Source organism: Variovorax sp. FG153 (assembly GCF_057809595.1).
In genome coordinates, this window is the sequence record NZ_JBMDKG010000015.1 from 147897 (window position 1) to 163057 (window position 15161).

The 15161-nt window shown below is 70.0% G+C and carries 9 protein-coding genes; 2 read left to right on the forward strand and 7 right to left on the reverse strand.

Annotation, left to right across the window (positions count from 1 at the left end):
- The first annotated feature begins 97 nt into the window (after positions 1-97).
- Both dnaE and ACODT0_RS18385 read left to right on the forward strand, forming a co-directional pair.
- The gene (dnaE, locus tag ACODT0_RS18380) at positions 98-3616 is read left to right on the forward strand and encodes a DNA polymerase III subunit alpha (RefSeq protein ID WP_057596760.1); all 3519 of its coding nucleotides are present in this window, start codon (positions 98-100) and stop codon (positions 3614-3616) included.
- Positions 3617-3740: 124 nt separating this feature from the next.
- Positions 3741-4136 carry a YgiW/YdeI family stress tolerance OB fold protein gene (locus ACODT0_RS18385; protein WP_082321843.1) on the forward strand — a complete coding sequence of 132 codons (396 nt, stop codon included), beginning with the start codon at positions 3741-3743 and terminating at the stop codon, positions 4134-4136.
- Here ACODT0_RS18385 and ACODT0_RS18390 read toward each other — a convergent pair.
- The 7 genes from ACODT0_RS18390 to ybgC form a co-directional block, all read right to left on the reverse strand.
- Positions 4111-9318 (reverse strand): DUF4011 domain-containing protein, encoded by a 5208-nt coding sequence (locus ACODT0_RS18390; RefSeq protein WP_489041925.1) that lies wholly within the window; start codon positions 9316-9318, stop codon positions 4111-4113. The two genes, ACODT0_RS18385 and ACODT0_RS18390, sit on opposite strands and share 26 nt — an antisense overlap.
- Complete coding sequence (locus tag ACODT0_RS18395) at positions 9315-10541, reverse strand: M48 family metalloprotease (protein ID WP_489041926.1); 1227 nt, start codon at positions 10539-10541, stop codon at positions 9315-9317. Before ACODT0_RS18395 ends, ACODT0_RS18390 begins: the two co-directional genes overlap by 4 nt.
- A gap of 67 nt (positions 10542-10608) precedes the next feature.
- Positions 10609-12339, reverse strand: a complete 1731-nt coding sequence (locus ACODT0_RS18400; protein ID WP_261207401.1) for a peptidoglycan D,D-transpeptidase FtsI family protein — start codon at positions 12337-12339, stop codon at positions 10609-10611.
- Positions 12340-12490: 151 nt separating this feature from the next.
- Complete coding sequence (gene tolA / locus ACODT0_RS18405) at positions 12491-13447, reverse strand: cell envelope integrity protein TolA (protein WP_296730922.1); 957 nt, start codon at positions 13445-13447, stop codon at positions 12491-12493.
- 22 nt (positions 13448-13469) lie between these two features.
- Complete coding sequence (locus ACODT0_RS18410) at positions 13470-13907, reverse strand: biopolymer transporter ExbD (protein WP_057594490.1); 438 nt, start codon at positions 13905-13907, stop codon at positions 13470-13472.
- Positions 13908-13923: 16 nt separating this feature from the next.
- The gene (gene tolQ / locus ACODT0_RS18415; RefSeq protein ID WP_057594489.1) at positions 13924-14643 is read right to left on the reverse strand and encodes a protein TolQ; all 720 of its coding nucleotides are present in this window, start codon (positions 14641-14643) and stop codon (positions 13924-13926) included.
- Positions 14640-15089 carry a tol-pal system-associated acyl-CoA thioesterase gene (ybgC, locus tag ACODT0_RS18420; protein ID WP_093344330.1) on the reverse strand — a complete coding sequence of 150 codons (450 nt, stop codon included), beginning with the start codon at positions 15087-15089 and terminating at the stop codon, positions 14640-14642. Before ybgC ends, tolQ begins: the two co-directional genes overlap by 4 nt.
- Between the last annotated feature and the right edge of the window lie 72 nt (positions 15090-15161).

Sequence of the window (15161 nt, forward strand, 5' to 3'; positions counted from 1 at the left end):
TTCCTGACTCGGGCACTCTCGAACGAGGGGCGGCCCGGGTGTCAATAGGGGCCGCGCCAACTCACATCGTGGAGGCCCGCCTTCCTACAATGGACGGATGTTCGTTCACCTGCGCCTGCACACCGAGTTCTCCGTCGTCGACGGCACCAATCGCATCGACGAAGTCGTCAAGGCCGCCGCTGCCGACAAGCAGCCCGCGATGGCCATCACCGATCTCAACAACCTGTTCGGCGGGATCAAGTTCTACAAGGAAGCGCGCGGCAAGGGCGTCAAGCCCGTGATCGGCGCCGAGATCTTCCTCGAGGGCATGGGCAAGGATGCCGCGACGCTCACGCGCATCGTGCTGCTGGTACAGAACAAGCAGGGCTACCTCAATCTCTCGGAACTGCTGGCGCGCGCCTGGACGCAGAACGTCGGCCGCGGCCAGGCCCAGGCGGCCTGCAAGCTCGAATGGGTGGAGGAACTGCAGGGCGGGCTGATCGCGCTGTCGGGCGCGCAGGCCGGTCCGCTCGGCGCGCCGCTGGCCGCGGGGCAGGGCGAACGCGCGGCCGAGCTCGCGCTGCGCCTGGCGGGCATCTTCCCGCACCGCTTCTACATCGAGCTGCAGCGCGCCGGCCGTCCCGAGGACGAGCCGCACGTGCTGGCCGCGGTGCAGCTGGCCGCGCGGCTGGGGCTGCCGGTGGTGGCCACGCACCCGGTGCAGTTCGCCGCGCGCGAGGACTACGAGGCGCACGAGGCGCGCGTGTGCATCTCCGAGGGCGAGATCCTCGGCAACCCGCGGCGCGTGCGCCGCTTCACGCCCGAGCAGTACTTCAAGTCGAGCGCCGAGATGCAGGCGCTGTTCGCCGACATCCCGAGCGCGCTGGCCAACACGGTCGAGATCGCCAAGCGCTGCAGCCTGACGCTGGTGCTCGGCAAGCCGCAGCTGCCCGACTTCCCCACGCCCTTCGTGAGCGAAGGCGTGCGCATGCCGATCGACGAGTTCTTCCGCCAGGAATCGTTCGAGGGGCTCGAGAAGCGCCTCGAACACCTGTTCCCCGACGTGGCCAAGCGCGACGCGCAGCGGCCGCGCTACGTCGAGCGGCTCGAGTTCGAGATCAACACCATCCTGAAGATGGGGTTCCCGGGCTACTTCCTGATCGTGGGCGACTTCATCAACTGGGCCAAGCAGAACGGCTGCCCGGTCGGCCCGGGCCGGGGCTCGGGCGCGGGCTCGCTGGTGGCCTATGCGCTGAAGATCACCGACCTCGATCCGCTCGAATACAACCTGCTGTTCGAACGCTTCCTGAATCCCGAGCGCGTCTCGATGCCCGACTTCGACATCGACTTCTGCCAGGGCAACCGCGACCGCGTGATCGACTACGTGAAGGACAAGTACGGCCGCAATGCCGTGAGCCAGATCGCGACCTTCGGCACCATGGCCGCGCGCGCGGCCATCCGCGACGTGGGCCGGGTGCTCGACATGAGCTACATGTTCTGCGACGGCATCAGCAAGCTGATCCCGAACAAGCCCGGCATGTCGGTCACGCTGCAGTACCCGCCGGCGCAGAAGATCGAGGGCGACAAGAACAACTACGCGCTCGAGATGGAGCCGCAGCTCGCCGAACGTCTCGAGAAGGAGGAAGAGGTCAAGACCGTGGTCGAGCTGGCGCAGAAGCTCGAAGGCATGACCCGCAACATCGGCATGCACGCCGGCGGCGTGCTGATCGCTCCGGGCAAGCTCACCGACTTCTGCCCGCTCTACCAGCAGCCCGGCAGCGACTCGGCCGTGAGCCAGTACGACAAGGACGACGTGGAGGCAATCGGCCTCGTGAAGTTCGACTTTCTGGGCCTGGCCACGCTGACGATCCTCGAGATCGCGCGCGAATTCATCATGAAGCGGCACAAGGGCCGCGAGAACTTCGCCTACGAGAACATTCCGCTCAACGACGCGCCGACCTACCGGTTGTTCTCCGAGGGCAAGACCGAGGCCGTGTTCCAGTTCGAATCGCGCGGCATGCAGGGCATGCTGAAGGACGCGCGGCCGACCCGGCTCGAGGACCTGATCGCGCTCAACGCGCTGTACCGCCCGGGCCCGATGGACCTGATCCCCAGCTTCGTGGCGCGCAAGCACGGCCGCGAGGACGTGGAGTATCCGCATCCGGCGGTGGCCCAGATGCTCTCGGAGACCTACGGGATCATGGTCTACCAGGAGCAGGTGATGCAGACCGCGCAGATCCTGGGCGGCTATTCGCTCGGCGGCGCCGACCTGCTGCGCCGCGCGATGGGCAAGAAGAAGCTCGAGGAGATGGCCGAGCACCGCGAGAAATTCCGCGCGGGCGCCCTGAGCACGCACGGCATCGCGCAGGACAAGGCCGACGAGATCTTCGACCTGATGGAGAAGTTCGCGGGCTACGGCTTCAACAAGTCGCACGCCGCCGCCTACTCGCTGCTGGCCTATCACACGGGCTGGCTCAAGGTCCACTACACGGCCGAATTCTTCTGCGCCAACATGACGGTGGAAATGGACGACACCGACAAGCTCAAGGTGCTGTTCGAGGACGCGCAGAAGAACTTCGGCCTGACCTTCGAGCCGCCGGACGTGAACCGCGGCAACTACCGCTTCGAGCCGGTCACCGACAAGGTCATCCGCTACGGCCTGGGCGCCGTCAAGGGCACGGGCCAGCTCGCGGTCGAGGCCGTGGTGCGCGCGCGCGAGGAGGGCGGTCCGTTCAAGAGCCTGTACGACTTCTGCGTGCGCATCGATCGCCAGCGCATCAACAAGCGCACGGTCGAGGCGCTGATCAAGGCCGGTGCCTTCGATGCCATCCAGCAGAACCGCGCCTCGCTGATCGCCTCGGTCGACCGGGCCTTCGAGTTCGCCAACGCGACCGCCGCCAATGCTTCGCAGGTCGACATCTTCGGCGACAGCGAGCACGGCTCGGCCACGGCCGAACCCGATCTGGTCGACGCCACGCCCTGGGGCGTGAAGGAGCGGCTCACCTTCGAGAAGACGGCGGTCGGCTTCTATCTGTCGGGCCACCTGTTCGACGAGGTCTCGCACGAGGTGCGGCGCTTCTGCAAGCGCGAGATCACCGACCTGCTCGACAGCCGCGACCAGCAGGTGATCGCGGGCATCGTGAGCGACTTCCGCGTCATCAATGGCCAGCGCGGGCGGCTCGCGATCTTCAAGCTCGACGACAAGTCCGACTCGATCGACGCCACCGCCGACGAGGCGCTGATGAACGCCAACCGCAACACGCTCAAGGACGACGAGCTGGTGATCGTCTCGGGCCGGCTGCAGCCCGCGCGCGGCGGCTTCGAGGCGCGCTTCCAGGTGCAGCAGGTCTGGGACCTGGCCGGCGCGCGCTGCCGCTTCGGCAAGTTCCTGCGCGTGGCGGTCAACGGCAAGGCGCCCGACATCGCGCGCCTGCTCAAGGACTTCCCGGCGCGCACCGAGCAGAGCGAGCATGGCGAGCTGGTGCAGGGCCTGCCGGTGCGCCTGTCGATGGCGCGCGGCGGCGCGCAGGTCGAGCTGCAGCTCGGCGAGCGCGCGAAGTTCTTCCCGACCGATGCGGCGCTCGCGAGCTGGACCGCGCAGGCCGAGGCGGGCAAGGCCGCGGTCATCTACGAATAACCGCGCGCCGCGCAGGGGCGGCAAAAAGCGATATGGGGAACTCCGCGCGGCCTGGGCCTTCTTACCGGGGGCAGGCTTCGCGCCTGCGCGTTTTCAACCGGCAGTTCGAGGAGGAACATTCGCCATGCCACACAAGACCGCAACCGGCACCCGCAACGCATCCATCAAGCAGGCCTTCCTGGCCGCCGCCGCGCTGGCGCTGTCGCTGCCCCTGAGCAGCCTGGCCCAGTACAGCGGCCCGAGCTCGGTGCCCGCCATGACCGTCAAGCAATTGCTCGACACCGGCAAGGACGACCAGCACGCCACCTTGCGCGGCTTCATCGTCTCGCACGACGGCGGCGAGCGCTACACCTTCGCCGACGACACCGGCCGCATGAAGGTCGAGATCGACGCCAAGCACTTTCCGCCCGGCGTGAAGATCGACGACAAGGTGCGCGTCGAGATCACCGGCGAGTTCGACAAGGACCTCGTGGGCAACAAGGTCGAGCTCGACGTCAAGCAGCTGGTCGTGGTGCGCTGAGCGCACCTTTCCCGGCCAGCGCGTGCTCGATCCCGTCGAGCACTGCCTCCGGTGCGTGCAGCCAGTCCTTCGCGAGCACCTGCCGCACCTCCCAGCCGAAGGCATCGAGAATCCGCGGGCGCGAGACATAGCGCTCGAGCACGTTGCGGTTCTCGTAGTGGGCCGCCGTGTCCACGAGGATGCCGAGCGCGTAGTGGCTGTCCCCCGCATCTGAACCCGTGCCGGCGGCACGGATCGCCAGGTCGCAGCGAAAGCGCGACTGGCCCACCTGCTCGTCCACCGCATGGCCGCGCGCGCGCAGCGCGGCCGCGAGCTGCACGCTCACCGCGTCGGCCGGCACGTGGCCCGCCCGCGCCGCGCCGCGCGTCAGCGGGTTCATGCCCTCGAGCACGCGCGTGGCGGTCGCATCGTCGCCGCGCGACAGGCACTCGGCATAGCGCAGGAAATTCTTCAGCGCCGCTGCGCCCTCGTTGTGGTCGTTGGTGATCGCCTCGTGGCGGATCGTCGAGACCACCGCCATGTGGTGGCGTGCGCGGCTGAAGATCACGTTGAGCCGCTTCTCGCCGCCGCGCTGGTTGATCGGCCCGAAGTTCATCAGCATGCGGCCCTCGGCATTCGGGCCGTAGCAGATGCTCAGCAGGATGATGTCGCGCTCGTCGCCCTGCACGTTCTCGAGGTTCTTGATGAACAGGCCGCAGAACTGGTCGTCCTCCTCGCGCACGTACTCGGCCTCGAGCCGTGCCGCGAACTCGGCGTCGGTCGCGGCGAGGCTGTCGAGCTCGGCCTCGATCTCGCCCTGCTGCGCTTCCGAGAAGGCCACGATGCCGAGGCTGCGCCCGGTGCCGCGGCGCAGCAGCTCGCGCACCAGCTGCGCGATGTGGCGCGCCTCGCCGCTGTTGCGGCGGCTGTCGTAGACCGCGTCGGTCACGCGGTGGAAGCTGATGGCGCGCGAGAGCAGCGCATCGGCCTGCGCGGCCACCGACTCGGCCGAGGCGGCGCCCGACTGCACCAGGATCTCGTCGCGCGCCTCGCTCGGCAGGCTGCGGTCGGGGATGGTGTAGAGGTTGCCGGCGTAGAAGGCCGCGTTCGAGAAGCCGATCAGCGACTCGTAGCGGCTGCGGTAGTGCCAGGCCAGCAGGGTGGCCGGCAGGTTGCGCGCGCCCTGGTTCAACAGGCTGTCGGCGTCGAGCACCACCGCGATGCGGTCGCCCTCGTTGTCCTCGTCCTCGACCGACACGGTCTGGTCCTCGGCATCGCGGCCCGACGAGAAGAAGCTCGTAGGCGGCAGCTGCATCTCGTCGCCCACCACGATGATCTGCGGCGCGCGGTAGAGCGCGGGCACCGCTTCCTCGACCGGGATCTGGCTCGCCTCGTCGAAGATCACGACGTCGAACAGGTCGGCCGCGAGCGGCAGCGTGTCGGACACCGACAGCGGGCTCATGAGCCAGATCGGCTTCATGTCGCGCACCACCTGACCGGTCTCGCCGCTCGCGAGTTCGCGGATCGCCTTGTAGCGCATGGTCTTGCCGAACTCGTGCTCGAGCTCGCGGCGCCCGGCGTTGTAGCTCTTCTTGAACGCCTTGCCCTCGGCATCGAGCTGGCTCGCGGGCAGGGCGCTTTTCTGCACATGGTCGCGAAAGCGCTGGCGCACCGCGGCGGCCAGGGTGCGCGCATTGCGGCCGAGCAACTGGCGCTCGGCATCGCCCAGGCGCTGCGCATGGCGCGCGAGCGTGGTTGCATCGAAGCGCGGCAGCCAGCGCTCGGTGCGGTAGACGCGCTCCAGGCCCTCGCGCGCGACCGCGAATTCGATCGCCTCGGGCGCGAGCGGCAGGCCGCGCAGCGCGGCGGCCACGGCCGGGTCGGCATCGGCGAGTTCCTGCAGCGGCGCGAGCACCGCGGGCAGGGCATCGGCCTGGTCGTGCAGCGCGCGCGCGAGGTCTTCGAGCGTGGCCAGCTGCAGGCTCGCCGGGTCGTGGACCAGGTCGCGCCAGAGCGCATCGAGCGCGTCGCAGCGTGAGCCGGTGGCGACCAGGCGTTCGACGTCGCGGCTCGCGCCGGGTGCGCTGCGCAGATGGGCCTGGAAGGCCACGCGCAGGCTGCCGGCATCGTCGAGGCCGCGCAGTGCCTGCATCTGCTGCGCATAGGCCTCGGGGTCGGTGCAGCCGTAGTCGGCCTCGAGCTGCGCGGCCTGCTTCTGCAGCGCGGCGCGGGCCGTGTGTTCGGCCAGCAGCTCCTCGAGCAGCTGCGCGGGCTTGGGCCGCACCGCATGCGCGGCGAAGTCGTAGCGGCGCTTGAGTTCGCCCGCGAGCCGCCACCACGAAGGCTGGAGGAAGCGCAGCAGCGAGTGCTGCTGCACGCGGGCCTGCGCGAGACCGGCCTCGGTGTCGGCGGGCGATAGCCTGTCGCGCCAATGGGCCGTGCGCTGCAGCTTCTCGTCGAGCGCCTGCTGCAGGCCGCGGCGTTCGGCCAGCGCGGCATTCAGCGCCTGGCTCGCGGGATGGGATGCATCGAGCAGCGCGAGCTGCCCGCGCGCGGCCAGCGTCGCGACGCGGCGCGCATCGGCCACCAGCGCGAGCGCGTCGCGCCATGTCACGCCGGCTTCGGCCAGCGGCGGCCAGGCCTCGACCAGCGCATCGCGGCAGGCCCCGCTTTGCGCCGCGGCGCGCTCCGAGCCTTCGACCAGCGCGGCCAGCGGCTTGGGCTGGTACAGCAGCGCGGGCGCGAGCAGTGCGAACGGATGCTGCGCGAGCGTGGGCGCGCCCAGGCTCTCGGTGACGGCGAGGTGCAGCCGCGCGGCCAGCTCGGCATGGCGGCGCCAGGCCGCATAGTCGGGCAGGGCCTCGGCCTGCAGCGGCGTGAGCTTCGGATCGACGGCCTTGAGCGCGACCAGTCGCGCCACCAGTTCGCGCAGCGTGACGGCCAGGTGCGCGGGCACCTCGCGCATCGCGGCATCGAAGCGCTCGAGCGCGCGCAGGTCGAGGTCCATCGCATCGAGCAGCCGCGTGCGTTCGCCGCCCTCGGCCTCGAGCGTGGAGGGCGCCTCGAGCCACTGCTCGTAGGTCTGGCGCAGGTTCTGCACGAAGGCCTTCTTGTCGCCCTGCGAGTCGTGGATCATGCAGCACAGCTCGTCCAGCCCCTGCTGGCGCAGGCGGTGGAACACCACGTCGATCGCGGCGCGCTTCTCGCAGACGAAGAGCACGCGGCGGCCGCGCCCCACGTAGTCGGCGATCAGGTTGGTGATGGTCTGCGACTTGCCGGTGCCCGGCGGCCCCTGGATGATGTAGCTGGCCCCGGTGCGCGCCAGCGCCACGGCGGCGGTCTGGGTCGCGTCGGCCTGCACCACCGGCCATTGCTCGGCCAGCGGCAGCACGGCGGGCGTCTCGGTGTCGACCTGGCGCGGCTGCAGCGAGAACACGCGGTCGAAGGCCTCGCTCGCCATGTCCGATTCGACCAGCCCGCTGTAGTCGCGCACCAGCGACATCTTGCGGTGGTTGAAGTTGCCGAGCGTCACGGCCGTGAGGTCCACGTCCCACTGGTAGGGATTGCCGGCGTTCTCGCGCAATGCGAAGGTCTGGCGCTCGGCCTCGGCGGGCGCCATCTGTGGTGCGCGTGGCGTCGGGCGCGCCCCCACCGCGCCGGCCAGCGGCAACGGCACGCGCTGCACGCGGGCATGGAACAGCTGCAGCCCGCGCGGGCGGAAATCGTCCTGCGCATAGCTGTAGTCGGTGGCCGCGACGGGCACGGCCGAGGGCGCGCGTTCGCGCACGCGCCGCTTGAACTGCTCGAGCCGCTGGCGCGCACGCTGGTGGATCAGCGCGATCTCGGGCTGCCGCAGCAGCCGCAACTGCACGCCGGGCTCGGTGCGCGCGATCTGCGCGGCCAGCTCGGCATGGAACTGCTCGATCGAGGTCTCGCGCAGGTCGATGCTCTCGGGCAGCACGATGCCGTAGAGCTGGCGCAGGTGATGCCGCAGCGTCGGGTTGACCTGGGCCTCGGGGCCCGCGGCCTCGAGCAGGTACTGGTCGCGCACGCCCTTCTTGCGCGAGAGCTCCACCGGCAGCATCAGGAGCGGCGAGACGATGCGCTCGTTGGCGTCCTCCTTGAGGTTGTGCCAGCGCAGGAAGGCGATCACCAGCGACAGTTGCGACAGGCCGTACTCGGCGCGGTCGCGCCGCGCTTCCTGCAGGATGCGGTCGAGCGCACCGGGCAGGTAGGGCTGGTCCTCGAAGCGCAGCCAGCGCGCGAGCGGCACCGGGTCGCCGCTCGCGACCTCGGCGGCGAAGCGGCCGTCCCACACGCAGAGCTGGTCGACGCGGATGCTCTGCAGGTCGACCACCAGCGGCACGCTGGCCACCGTGAGGTTGACGTGCGCCTGCGTGGGCTTGAAGTACAGCAGCCGGTTGCGACGCGAGAGGTCGAACAGCCGGTCGCGCAGGTGCAGCTGGATCGCCTGGCGGCGCTGGCCCGCGCCGTCCTTCGGGTTCGCGAGGCGTTCCAGGCCCAGGTCCAGCGGCTGGTCGCGGTAGGTCTCGAGGCGGCGGATCACCGAGGGCAGGTCGCGCGCGCGCTCGTGGCGGTCGAGCGCCGTCATCTCGACGATCACCGCGGCCAGCACCGGGTGCAGCCGGCGGTTGATCTCGAACAGGTTGCCGCGGTGCTCGGCGAAGCGCGCGAGTTCGTCGCCCTGCGTGAAGTCGAGTCCGCAGGCCAGGCTGGCCAGCACCTGGCCCAGGCACAGCATGTCGCTGAGCGCGTCGTGGTGCGCGAAACGCTGCTCCCAGGCGCCGTAGCCGGGCAGGTAGGCCGGGCGCTGCGGCACGGTGTCGGGCGTGGCCTCGGGCAGCACCTCGAGGTTCTCGCGCGCGACGCCGATGCCGCCTTCGACGGTGACGCGCTCCTCGCCCACCACGCGCAGCACCGAGGCCACCGGGCGCTCGAGCGGCGCGATCGCCTGCGGGTTGCGCTTCGGCTCGGCGCCCGCGGGCTGGGCCAGCTCCAGCGCGGGCACCTCGTTCACGCGGTAGGCCATCGCATGGCCCAGCGCGGCGACACGGCCCTGCTCGTGCAGCGCCGAGACCTCGCGCAGCAGCGGCAGCGCGAGGGCGAGCACGTCGTCGGTCTGCAGGCCGCCGTGGGCATCGGCGGTGTCGAGCAACTGCAACAGCGGTGCGATGCCCGTCATGCCGTGGCGCTCCGTGCATGCTGGGCCCGGGCCTTGTCGAGCACGGTGGCGGCGTCGCGCTTGACGCGCGCGAGCGTGCGCCTGGCCAGCTTGAGGTCCTGCGCAAGCCGCTGTTCGAACGGCGCGGCGCAGCCCAGCGGCTCGGCCAGCGCGAGCGCCGCGGCCAGCGCGGCATCGTCGAGCTCGGGATCGGCCGCGACGAAATCGACCAGCACGCTGGCCATGTAGTCGTGCAGCCCGGCGGGCAGCGGATCGGGCGGCGGCGGCGCCACGGCCTGCGGCAGCGAGGGCACGAAGCCCGGGAAGAAGCGCCGCGCATGCGCAAGCAGCGCCTCGGACTGCATGAAGGGCTCGCGCAGCAGCCGCGCGACCACGGCGCGCGTCAGGCCACCCACGCGTTCCTGGCCCAGCACGTCGAGCGTGGCGAGGTCGAGCGGGCCTTCGAGCGCGCCGGCCAGCCAGGCATCGGCCTGCGGATCGCGCTCGCTCCACAGCCGCAGCGCGCGGGCGCGCACGAAGACCTCGGGATGGCTGGTGCCGCGCGTGGCCGCCTCGGGCCCGGCGCTGATCTCGTCGGCCTGGCGCAGGTAGCTCGCGGCGTGGACCTGCGCGAGGCCGGTCTGCACCTTGATCAGCGCGCTCACCGCGGGCTCGAGCGCGCCGCAGCCCACGCAGGCGCCGCGATCCGCGAAGGCCTCGGTGTAGAGGCTGTGGCGCCGCGTGGTCTGCAGGTGGCTCGCGTCGGCGCGCGGATCGGCCGCGGTCGCCTGCAGCAGCCGGTCGACCGCCAGGTGGCGGCCTTCGTCGCGCGTCCACAGCAGGTGGTGGGCCAGTTCGTGGCCGAGCACGGCCTGCAGCTCGGGCCCCTGCAGCCGCTCGAGCAGCGGGCCCGAGAGCACGATGTGGGCCTCGCCCGGCAGCGTGTGGATGGCGGCGTTCATCGCGCCGTCCTGTCCTTGGTAGAGGGTGATGGGCACCGTGACGCCGAGCCGTTGAGCGACCAGCGCGGCATGCGCGTGCAGCTCGGGATGCGCGTCGGCGTCGAGCCGGTACGACTGGCGCAGCAGCTCGGCACGCACGGCGGCCGCATGCTCCTCGCGCGCCTCGGCCGAGGCGGCCCAGCGCCAGGCCTCGGGCTCGTTCGCCTGCAGGTGGGCGGCCAGCGCCTGCTGGTAGGGCAGTGGAACGAGGTCGCCGAGCGCGACGGGAGAGGAGTCGACCATGTCGGGATCGCCGGTAACAAGAGTTGCCGACGATCCTAAACGAGCACCGTGGCGGCGCCGTCCTTCGTCAGTGCGCCATCGGCGCGACCGCGAGGTCGGGCAGCACATTCATGATGCGCAGGGTCTCCTGCACCACCTGGCTGAACACCGGCGCGGCCACCAGCCCGCCGAAGTACTTGCCGGCGCCGGGCTCGTCGACCATCACCGCGACGATGATGCGCGGCTTGTCGATCGGCGACATGCCGGTGTACCAGGCGCGGTACTTGTCGGAGGCATAGCCCTTGCCGACCTGCTTGTGGGCGGTGCCGGTCTTGCCGCCGACCGAATAGCCCATGGTCTGGGCCAGCGGCGCGGTGCCGCCGGGCGCGGCCGCCAGGTGCATCATCTGGCGCACCTCGCTGGCCACCAGCGGCGAGAACACCTGCACGCCCGTGGGCGGCGTGCCGTCGTTCTTCAGCAGGCTGACAGGGATCACCTCGCCGTCGTGCGCGAAGGCGGTGTAGGCATGGGCGATCTGGAACAGCGAGGCCGACAGGCCGTAGCCATAGGACATGGTGGCCTGCTCGATCGGCCGCCACGACTTCCACGGCCGCAGCCGCCCGGTCACCGCGCCCGGGAACACGGTCTGCGGCTTCTGGCCCAGGCCGACCGCGGTCAGCGAGTTCCACATCTCCTGCGCCGACATGCGCTGCGAGATCTTGGTGGCGCCGACGTTGCTCGACTTCTGGATCACGCCCTCGACCGTGAGCACGCCGAAGTTCTCGTCGTCGTGGATGGTGGCGCCCGAGACGGTGATGCGTCCCGGGTTGGTGTCGATGATGGTCTTGGGCGTGACGCGGCCGAGCTGCAGCGCGGTCGCGATGGTGATCGGCTTCATGGTCGAGCCGGGCTCGAAGACGTCGGTCATGGCGCGGTTGCGCAATTGCTCGCCGCTGAGGTTGCGCCGGTCGTTGGGGTTGTAGCTCGGGTAGTTGGCCATCGCCAGCAGCTCGCCGGTGCGCGCGTCGACCACCACCACGCTGCCGGCGCGGGCCTTGTTCGCGACCACGGCGTCGCGGATCTTCTCGTAGGCCACCGATTGCACGCGGTCGTCGATGCTCAGCTGGATGTCGCGCCCGTCGGTCGGCGGCACCTGATCCTCGGTGTCCTCGACGATGTGGCCGAGCCGGTCCTTGAGCACGTGGCGCGAGCCGGCCTTGCCGGCCAGGTCCTTGTCGAAGGCCAGCTCCACGCCTTCCTGGCCGATGTCCTCGACGTTGGTGAAGCCGGCCAGGTGGGCCGCGGCCTCGCCCTCGGGGTACTGGCGGCGGTAGTCGCGGCGCAGGTAGAGGCCCTTGATGCCGAGCGCCGCCACCTGCTTGGCGACCGACTCGTCGACCTGGCGCCGGATCCAGACGAAGCTCTTGTCCTCGTCCTCGAGCTTCTTGTCGAAGTCCTTCTGCGGCATGCCGAGCAGCCGTGCCGCCTCGTGCAGCCGGGCCTGCACGGCGGGGTCGTCGCGCTCGATGTCCTCGGGAATGGCCCAGATGCTGGGCGCGGGAATGTCGGAGGCCAGGATCAGCCCGTTGCGGTCGAGGATGCGGCCGCGGTTGGCCGGCAGCTCGAGCGTGCGCAGGTAGCGCACCTCGCCCTGGTGCTGGAAGAAGTCGTTGTCGAAGACCTGCACGTAGGCCGCGCGCACCGCGAGCAGCAGGAAGCCGAAGGCCACGGCCGCGACGATGAGCTTGCTGCGCCAGACCGGTGTCCTGCTCGCGAGCAGGGGGCTGCTGCCATACCGGATGTGTCCGTTGGGCTTCATCGTTCTTGTGAGGGAGCGCTCTTCCCCGCCGTGTTGTTGTGGGCGGTAGAGGGGCCCGGAGGCCGCGAGTTCCGGGCCGGCGCGCGCGCTCATTCGGCGCTAAGACTGCGGCGGCGCGGGGCCATGGCCCCGCGTCGCGCGCTTCAGTGCATCACTGCGATTTCGGCCGCACGCTGATGATCGGGAACGGCGAGGGCACGCGGCCGTCGACGTCGCGCGGCATCACCTCGGTCTTCTGCACCGCGCGCAGGGCGGCGTCGTCCCAGGCGGCATTGCCGCTGGACTTCACGAGGCGCGGCGTGCCGACGATGGTGCCGTCGGGAGAGGTCTGGATCTGGATCTCGGCCGCGGGGTTGTCGCTGATCGAGTTCGGATCGAACACCACGTTGCGCTTGATCAGCGCGGCCACGCGGCCGAAGTAGCCGGCCGACGGACCGCCGCTGCCCGCGCCCTTGCCCGAGCGCGGACCGGTGGTCTGCTCGGCCGTGGAGCCGGCCTGGCCCATCAGGCGGCGCAGGTTGTCCTGGCGGTCCTTGTCGAGCTGCGCCTTCTGCTGCTCGAGCTTCTTGGCGTCGTCTCGCTTCTTCTGTTCCGCGAGCTTCTGCTGCTCGGCCTGCTTCTGTTGCTGCAGTTCCTTCTGGCGCTCTTCCTCGCGCTTCCTGGCCTCGAGCTGGTCCTTCTCCTTCTTGGCCTGCGCTTCCTGGCGCTTCTTTTCCTGCTGGCGCTGCTGTTCCTGTTCGCGCTCGCGCTGTTCCTTTTCCTCGCGCAGCTTCTTCTCGCGCTCGAGCGCGATGTCGGGTGCCTTGGGCGCCGGCGTGGGATCGGGCCGCACGGCCTGCGGAGGAGGCGGCGGGGGCGGGGGAGGCGGCGGTGCGGGCGTGGGCTCGGGGGCCGGCGGCGGGTTGGCGATGCGCGGCGCGGCCACCTGCTGCGTGGGCGACCACAGCTCGGCTTCCACCGCGTCGTCGTCGCCTTCGCTCTTCCAGCGCACGCCCCAGGTCAGGGCGGCGATCAGCAGCGCGTGCGCGATCAGTGCGAGCACCACGGCGCGCGGCGTGCCGCGCTGCGGCGGCGGCGCGAACTCGGGGCGATCGAGGGCGAGTGACATGCGTTCTCGGGTCCGGCTGGCGCTACTTGGCGTTGGTGGTCTGGACCGACAGGCCCACGCGCTCGATGCCGGCGCGCTTGAGCTGGTTCATGGCCTTCACCACGGTCTCGTACTTGACCGACTTGTCGGCGCTGATGACCACCGGGCGCTGGTCGTCGCCGTTCTGCGCGGCCTTGGCGATGCTGCCGATCTGCGTCATCGGCACCGAGGCGCCACCGGTGCCCTGGGAGGGATCCTTCTTGACCTGGACCTCGTCGTCGCTCTTGATGACGATCTCGATCGGCTTGTCGGGCTGCTTGTTGGCGCGGTCGACCGTGGGCAGGTTGATCACGCTCGGCGTGATCAGCGGCGCGGTGACCATGAAGATGATCAGCAGCACCAGCATCACGTCGATGAACGGGACCATGTTGATCTCGTTGATCGTGCGGCGACCGCGGCCGCGGGACGAAACGGCGGGCATGCGTGCGCGCTCCGGTTCAGCGGTTGGTGGCCGAGGGGCCCGCCGGGGCCGCCGCGGACGGGTTGGAGGACAGGTTGCGCTGGAGGATGTTCGAGAACTCCTCGATGTAGGTCTCCAGGGCGATCGCGATCTTGTCGATCTCGCGCGCGAAGCGGTTGTAGCCCACCACGGCCGGGATGGCGGCGAACAGGCCGATGGCGGTGGCCACCAGCGCTTCGGCGATGCCGGGTGCCACGGTGGCGAGCGTGACCTGGGTCAGCGCGGCCAGGCCGGTGAAGGCATGCATGATCCCCCAGACCGTGCCGAACAGGCCGACGTAGGGCGAGACCGAGCCCACGGTCGCGAGGAAGGACAGGTTCTGTTCGGCCGCGTCGAGTTCGCGCTGGAAGCTCGCGCGCATCGCGCGGCGGGCGCCGTCGAGCAGCGTGGCGGCGTCGCTCACGTGGCGTTCGCGCAGCTTCTGGTACTCGCGCATGCCCGAGGCGAAGATGCGTTCCATGGGGCCGGCGAACTTGGCGTTCTGCGCCGCCGAGGCGAACAGCTCGTTGAGGCTGGTGCCCGACCAGAACTCGCGTTCGAAGTCGTCGTTGAGCGCGCGCATGCGCTTGAGCGCGAAGTACTTGCGGATGATCGCGGCCCAGCTCGCGATCGAGACGATCACCAGGAGGAGCACGACCGCTTGCACCATGAAGCTGGCATGGAGCAGGAGATTGATGATGGAGAGATCTTGATTCATGGCTTGAAGGGTTGAGTCATGGAGCCGCGATAGCGTTCGAGGGTTCCCGAAACCTGCGCCGGAATCCGTGCCGGGCGCAGGCTGGCGGCGTCGACCCAGCCGATGCGGATCGTGCCTTCGCACAGGAGGGTGGGGGTGGCGCCCGCCTGCTCCGGCTTCAGCAGCACGGTCTGCGCGATTATCAGTGAGGCGGAGCCCATCTGGCGCAGGTCGGCGGTGACGATGAGCTGGTCGTCGAGGCGGGCGGGGCGGTGGTATTTGATCTGGGTCTCGCTGACGACGAACTGGCCGCCTGTTTCGTTGCGCAGCTTGTTCTGCTCGACGCCCAGGGACCGCAGCCATTCGGTGCGGCCGCGTTCCATGAACTTGAGGTAGTTGGCGTAGAAGACGATGCCGCCGGCGTCGGTGTCTTCCCAATAGACGCGTAGGGGGAACTCGTAGGTCATTCTTTTTTGAGGCTGTTGGCCGGGTCTCGCCCCGGCGGGCGAGTCACTTTCTTTTGCTTCGCCAAAAGAAAG

Bases quoted from the DNA above. Each gene is read 5' to 3' on its own strand.
- dnaE (WP_057596760.1), top strand. From the start codon at position 98: ATGTTCGTTCACCTGCGCCTGCACACCGAGTTCTCCGTCGTCGACGGC.
- ACODT0_RS18390 (WP_489041925.1), bottom strand. From the start codon at position 9,318: ATGACGGGCATCGCACCGCTGTTGCAGTTGCTCGACACCGCCGATGCC.
- ACODT0_RS18385 (WP_082321843.1), top strand. From the start codon at position 3,741: ATGCCACACAAGACCGCAACCGGCACCCGCAACGCATCCATCAAGCAG.
- ybgC (WP_093344330.1), bottom strand. From the start codon at position 15,089: ATGACCTACGAGTTCCCCCTACGCGTCTATTGGGAAGACACCGACGCC.
- tolA (WP_296730922.1), bottom strand. From the start codon at position 13,447: ATGTCACTCGCCCTCGATCGCCCCGAGTTCGCGCCGCCGCCGCAGCGC.
- tolQ (WP_057594489.1), bottom strand. From the start codon at position 14,643: ATGAATCAAGATCTCTCCATCATCAATCTCCTGCTCCATGCCAGCTTC.
- ACODT0_RS18410 (WP_057594490.1), bottom strand. From the start codon at position 13,907: ATGCCCGCCGTTTCGTCCCGCGGCCGCGGTCGCCGCACGATCAACGAG.
- ACODT0_RS18395 (WP_489041926.1), bottom strand. From the start codon at position 10,541: ATGGTCGACTCCTCTCCCGTCGCGCTCGGCGACCTCGTTCCACTGCCC.
- ACODT0_RS18400 (WP_261207401.1), bottom strand. From the start codon at position 12,339: ATGAAGCCCAACGGACACATCCGGTATGGCAGCAGCCCCCTGCTCGCG.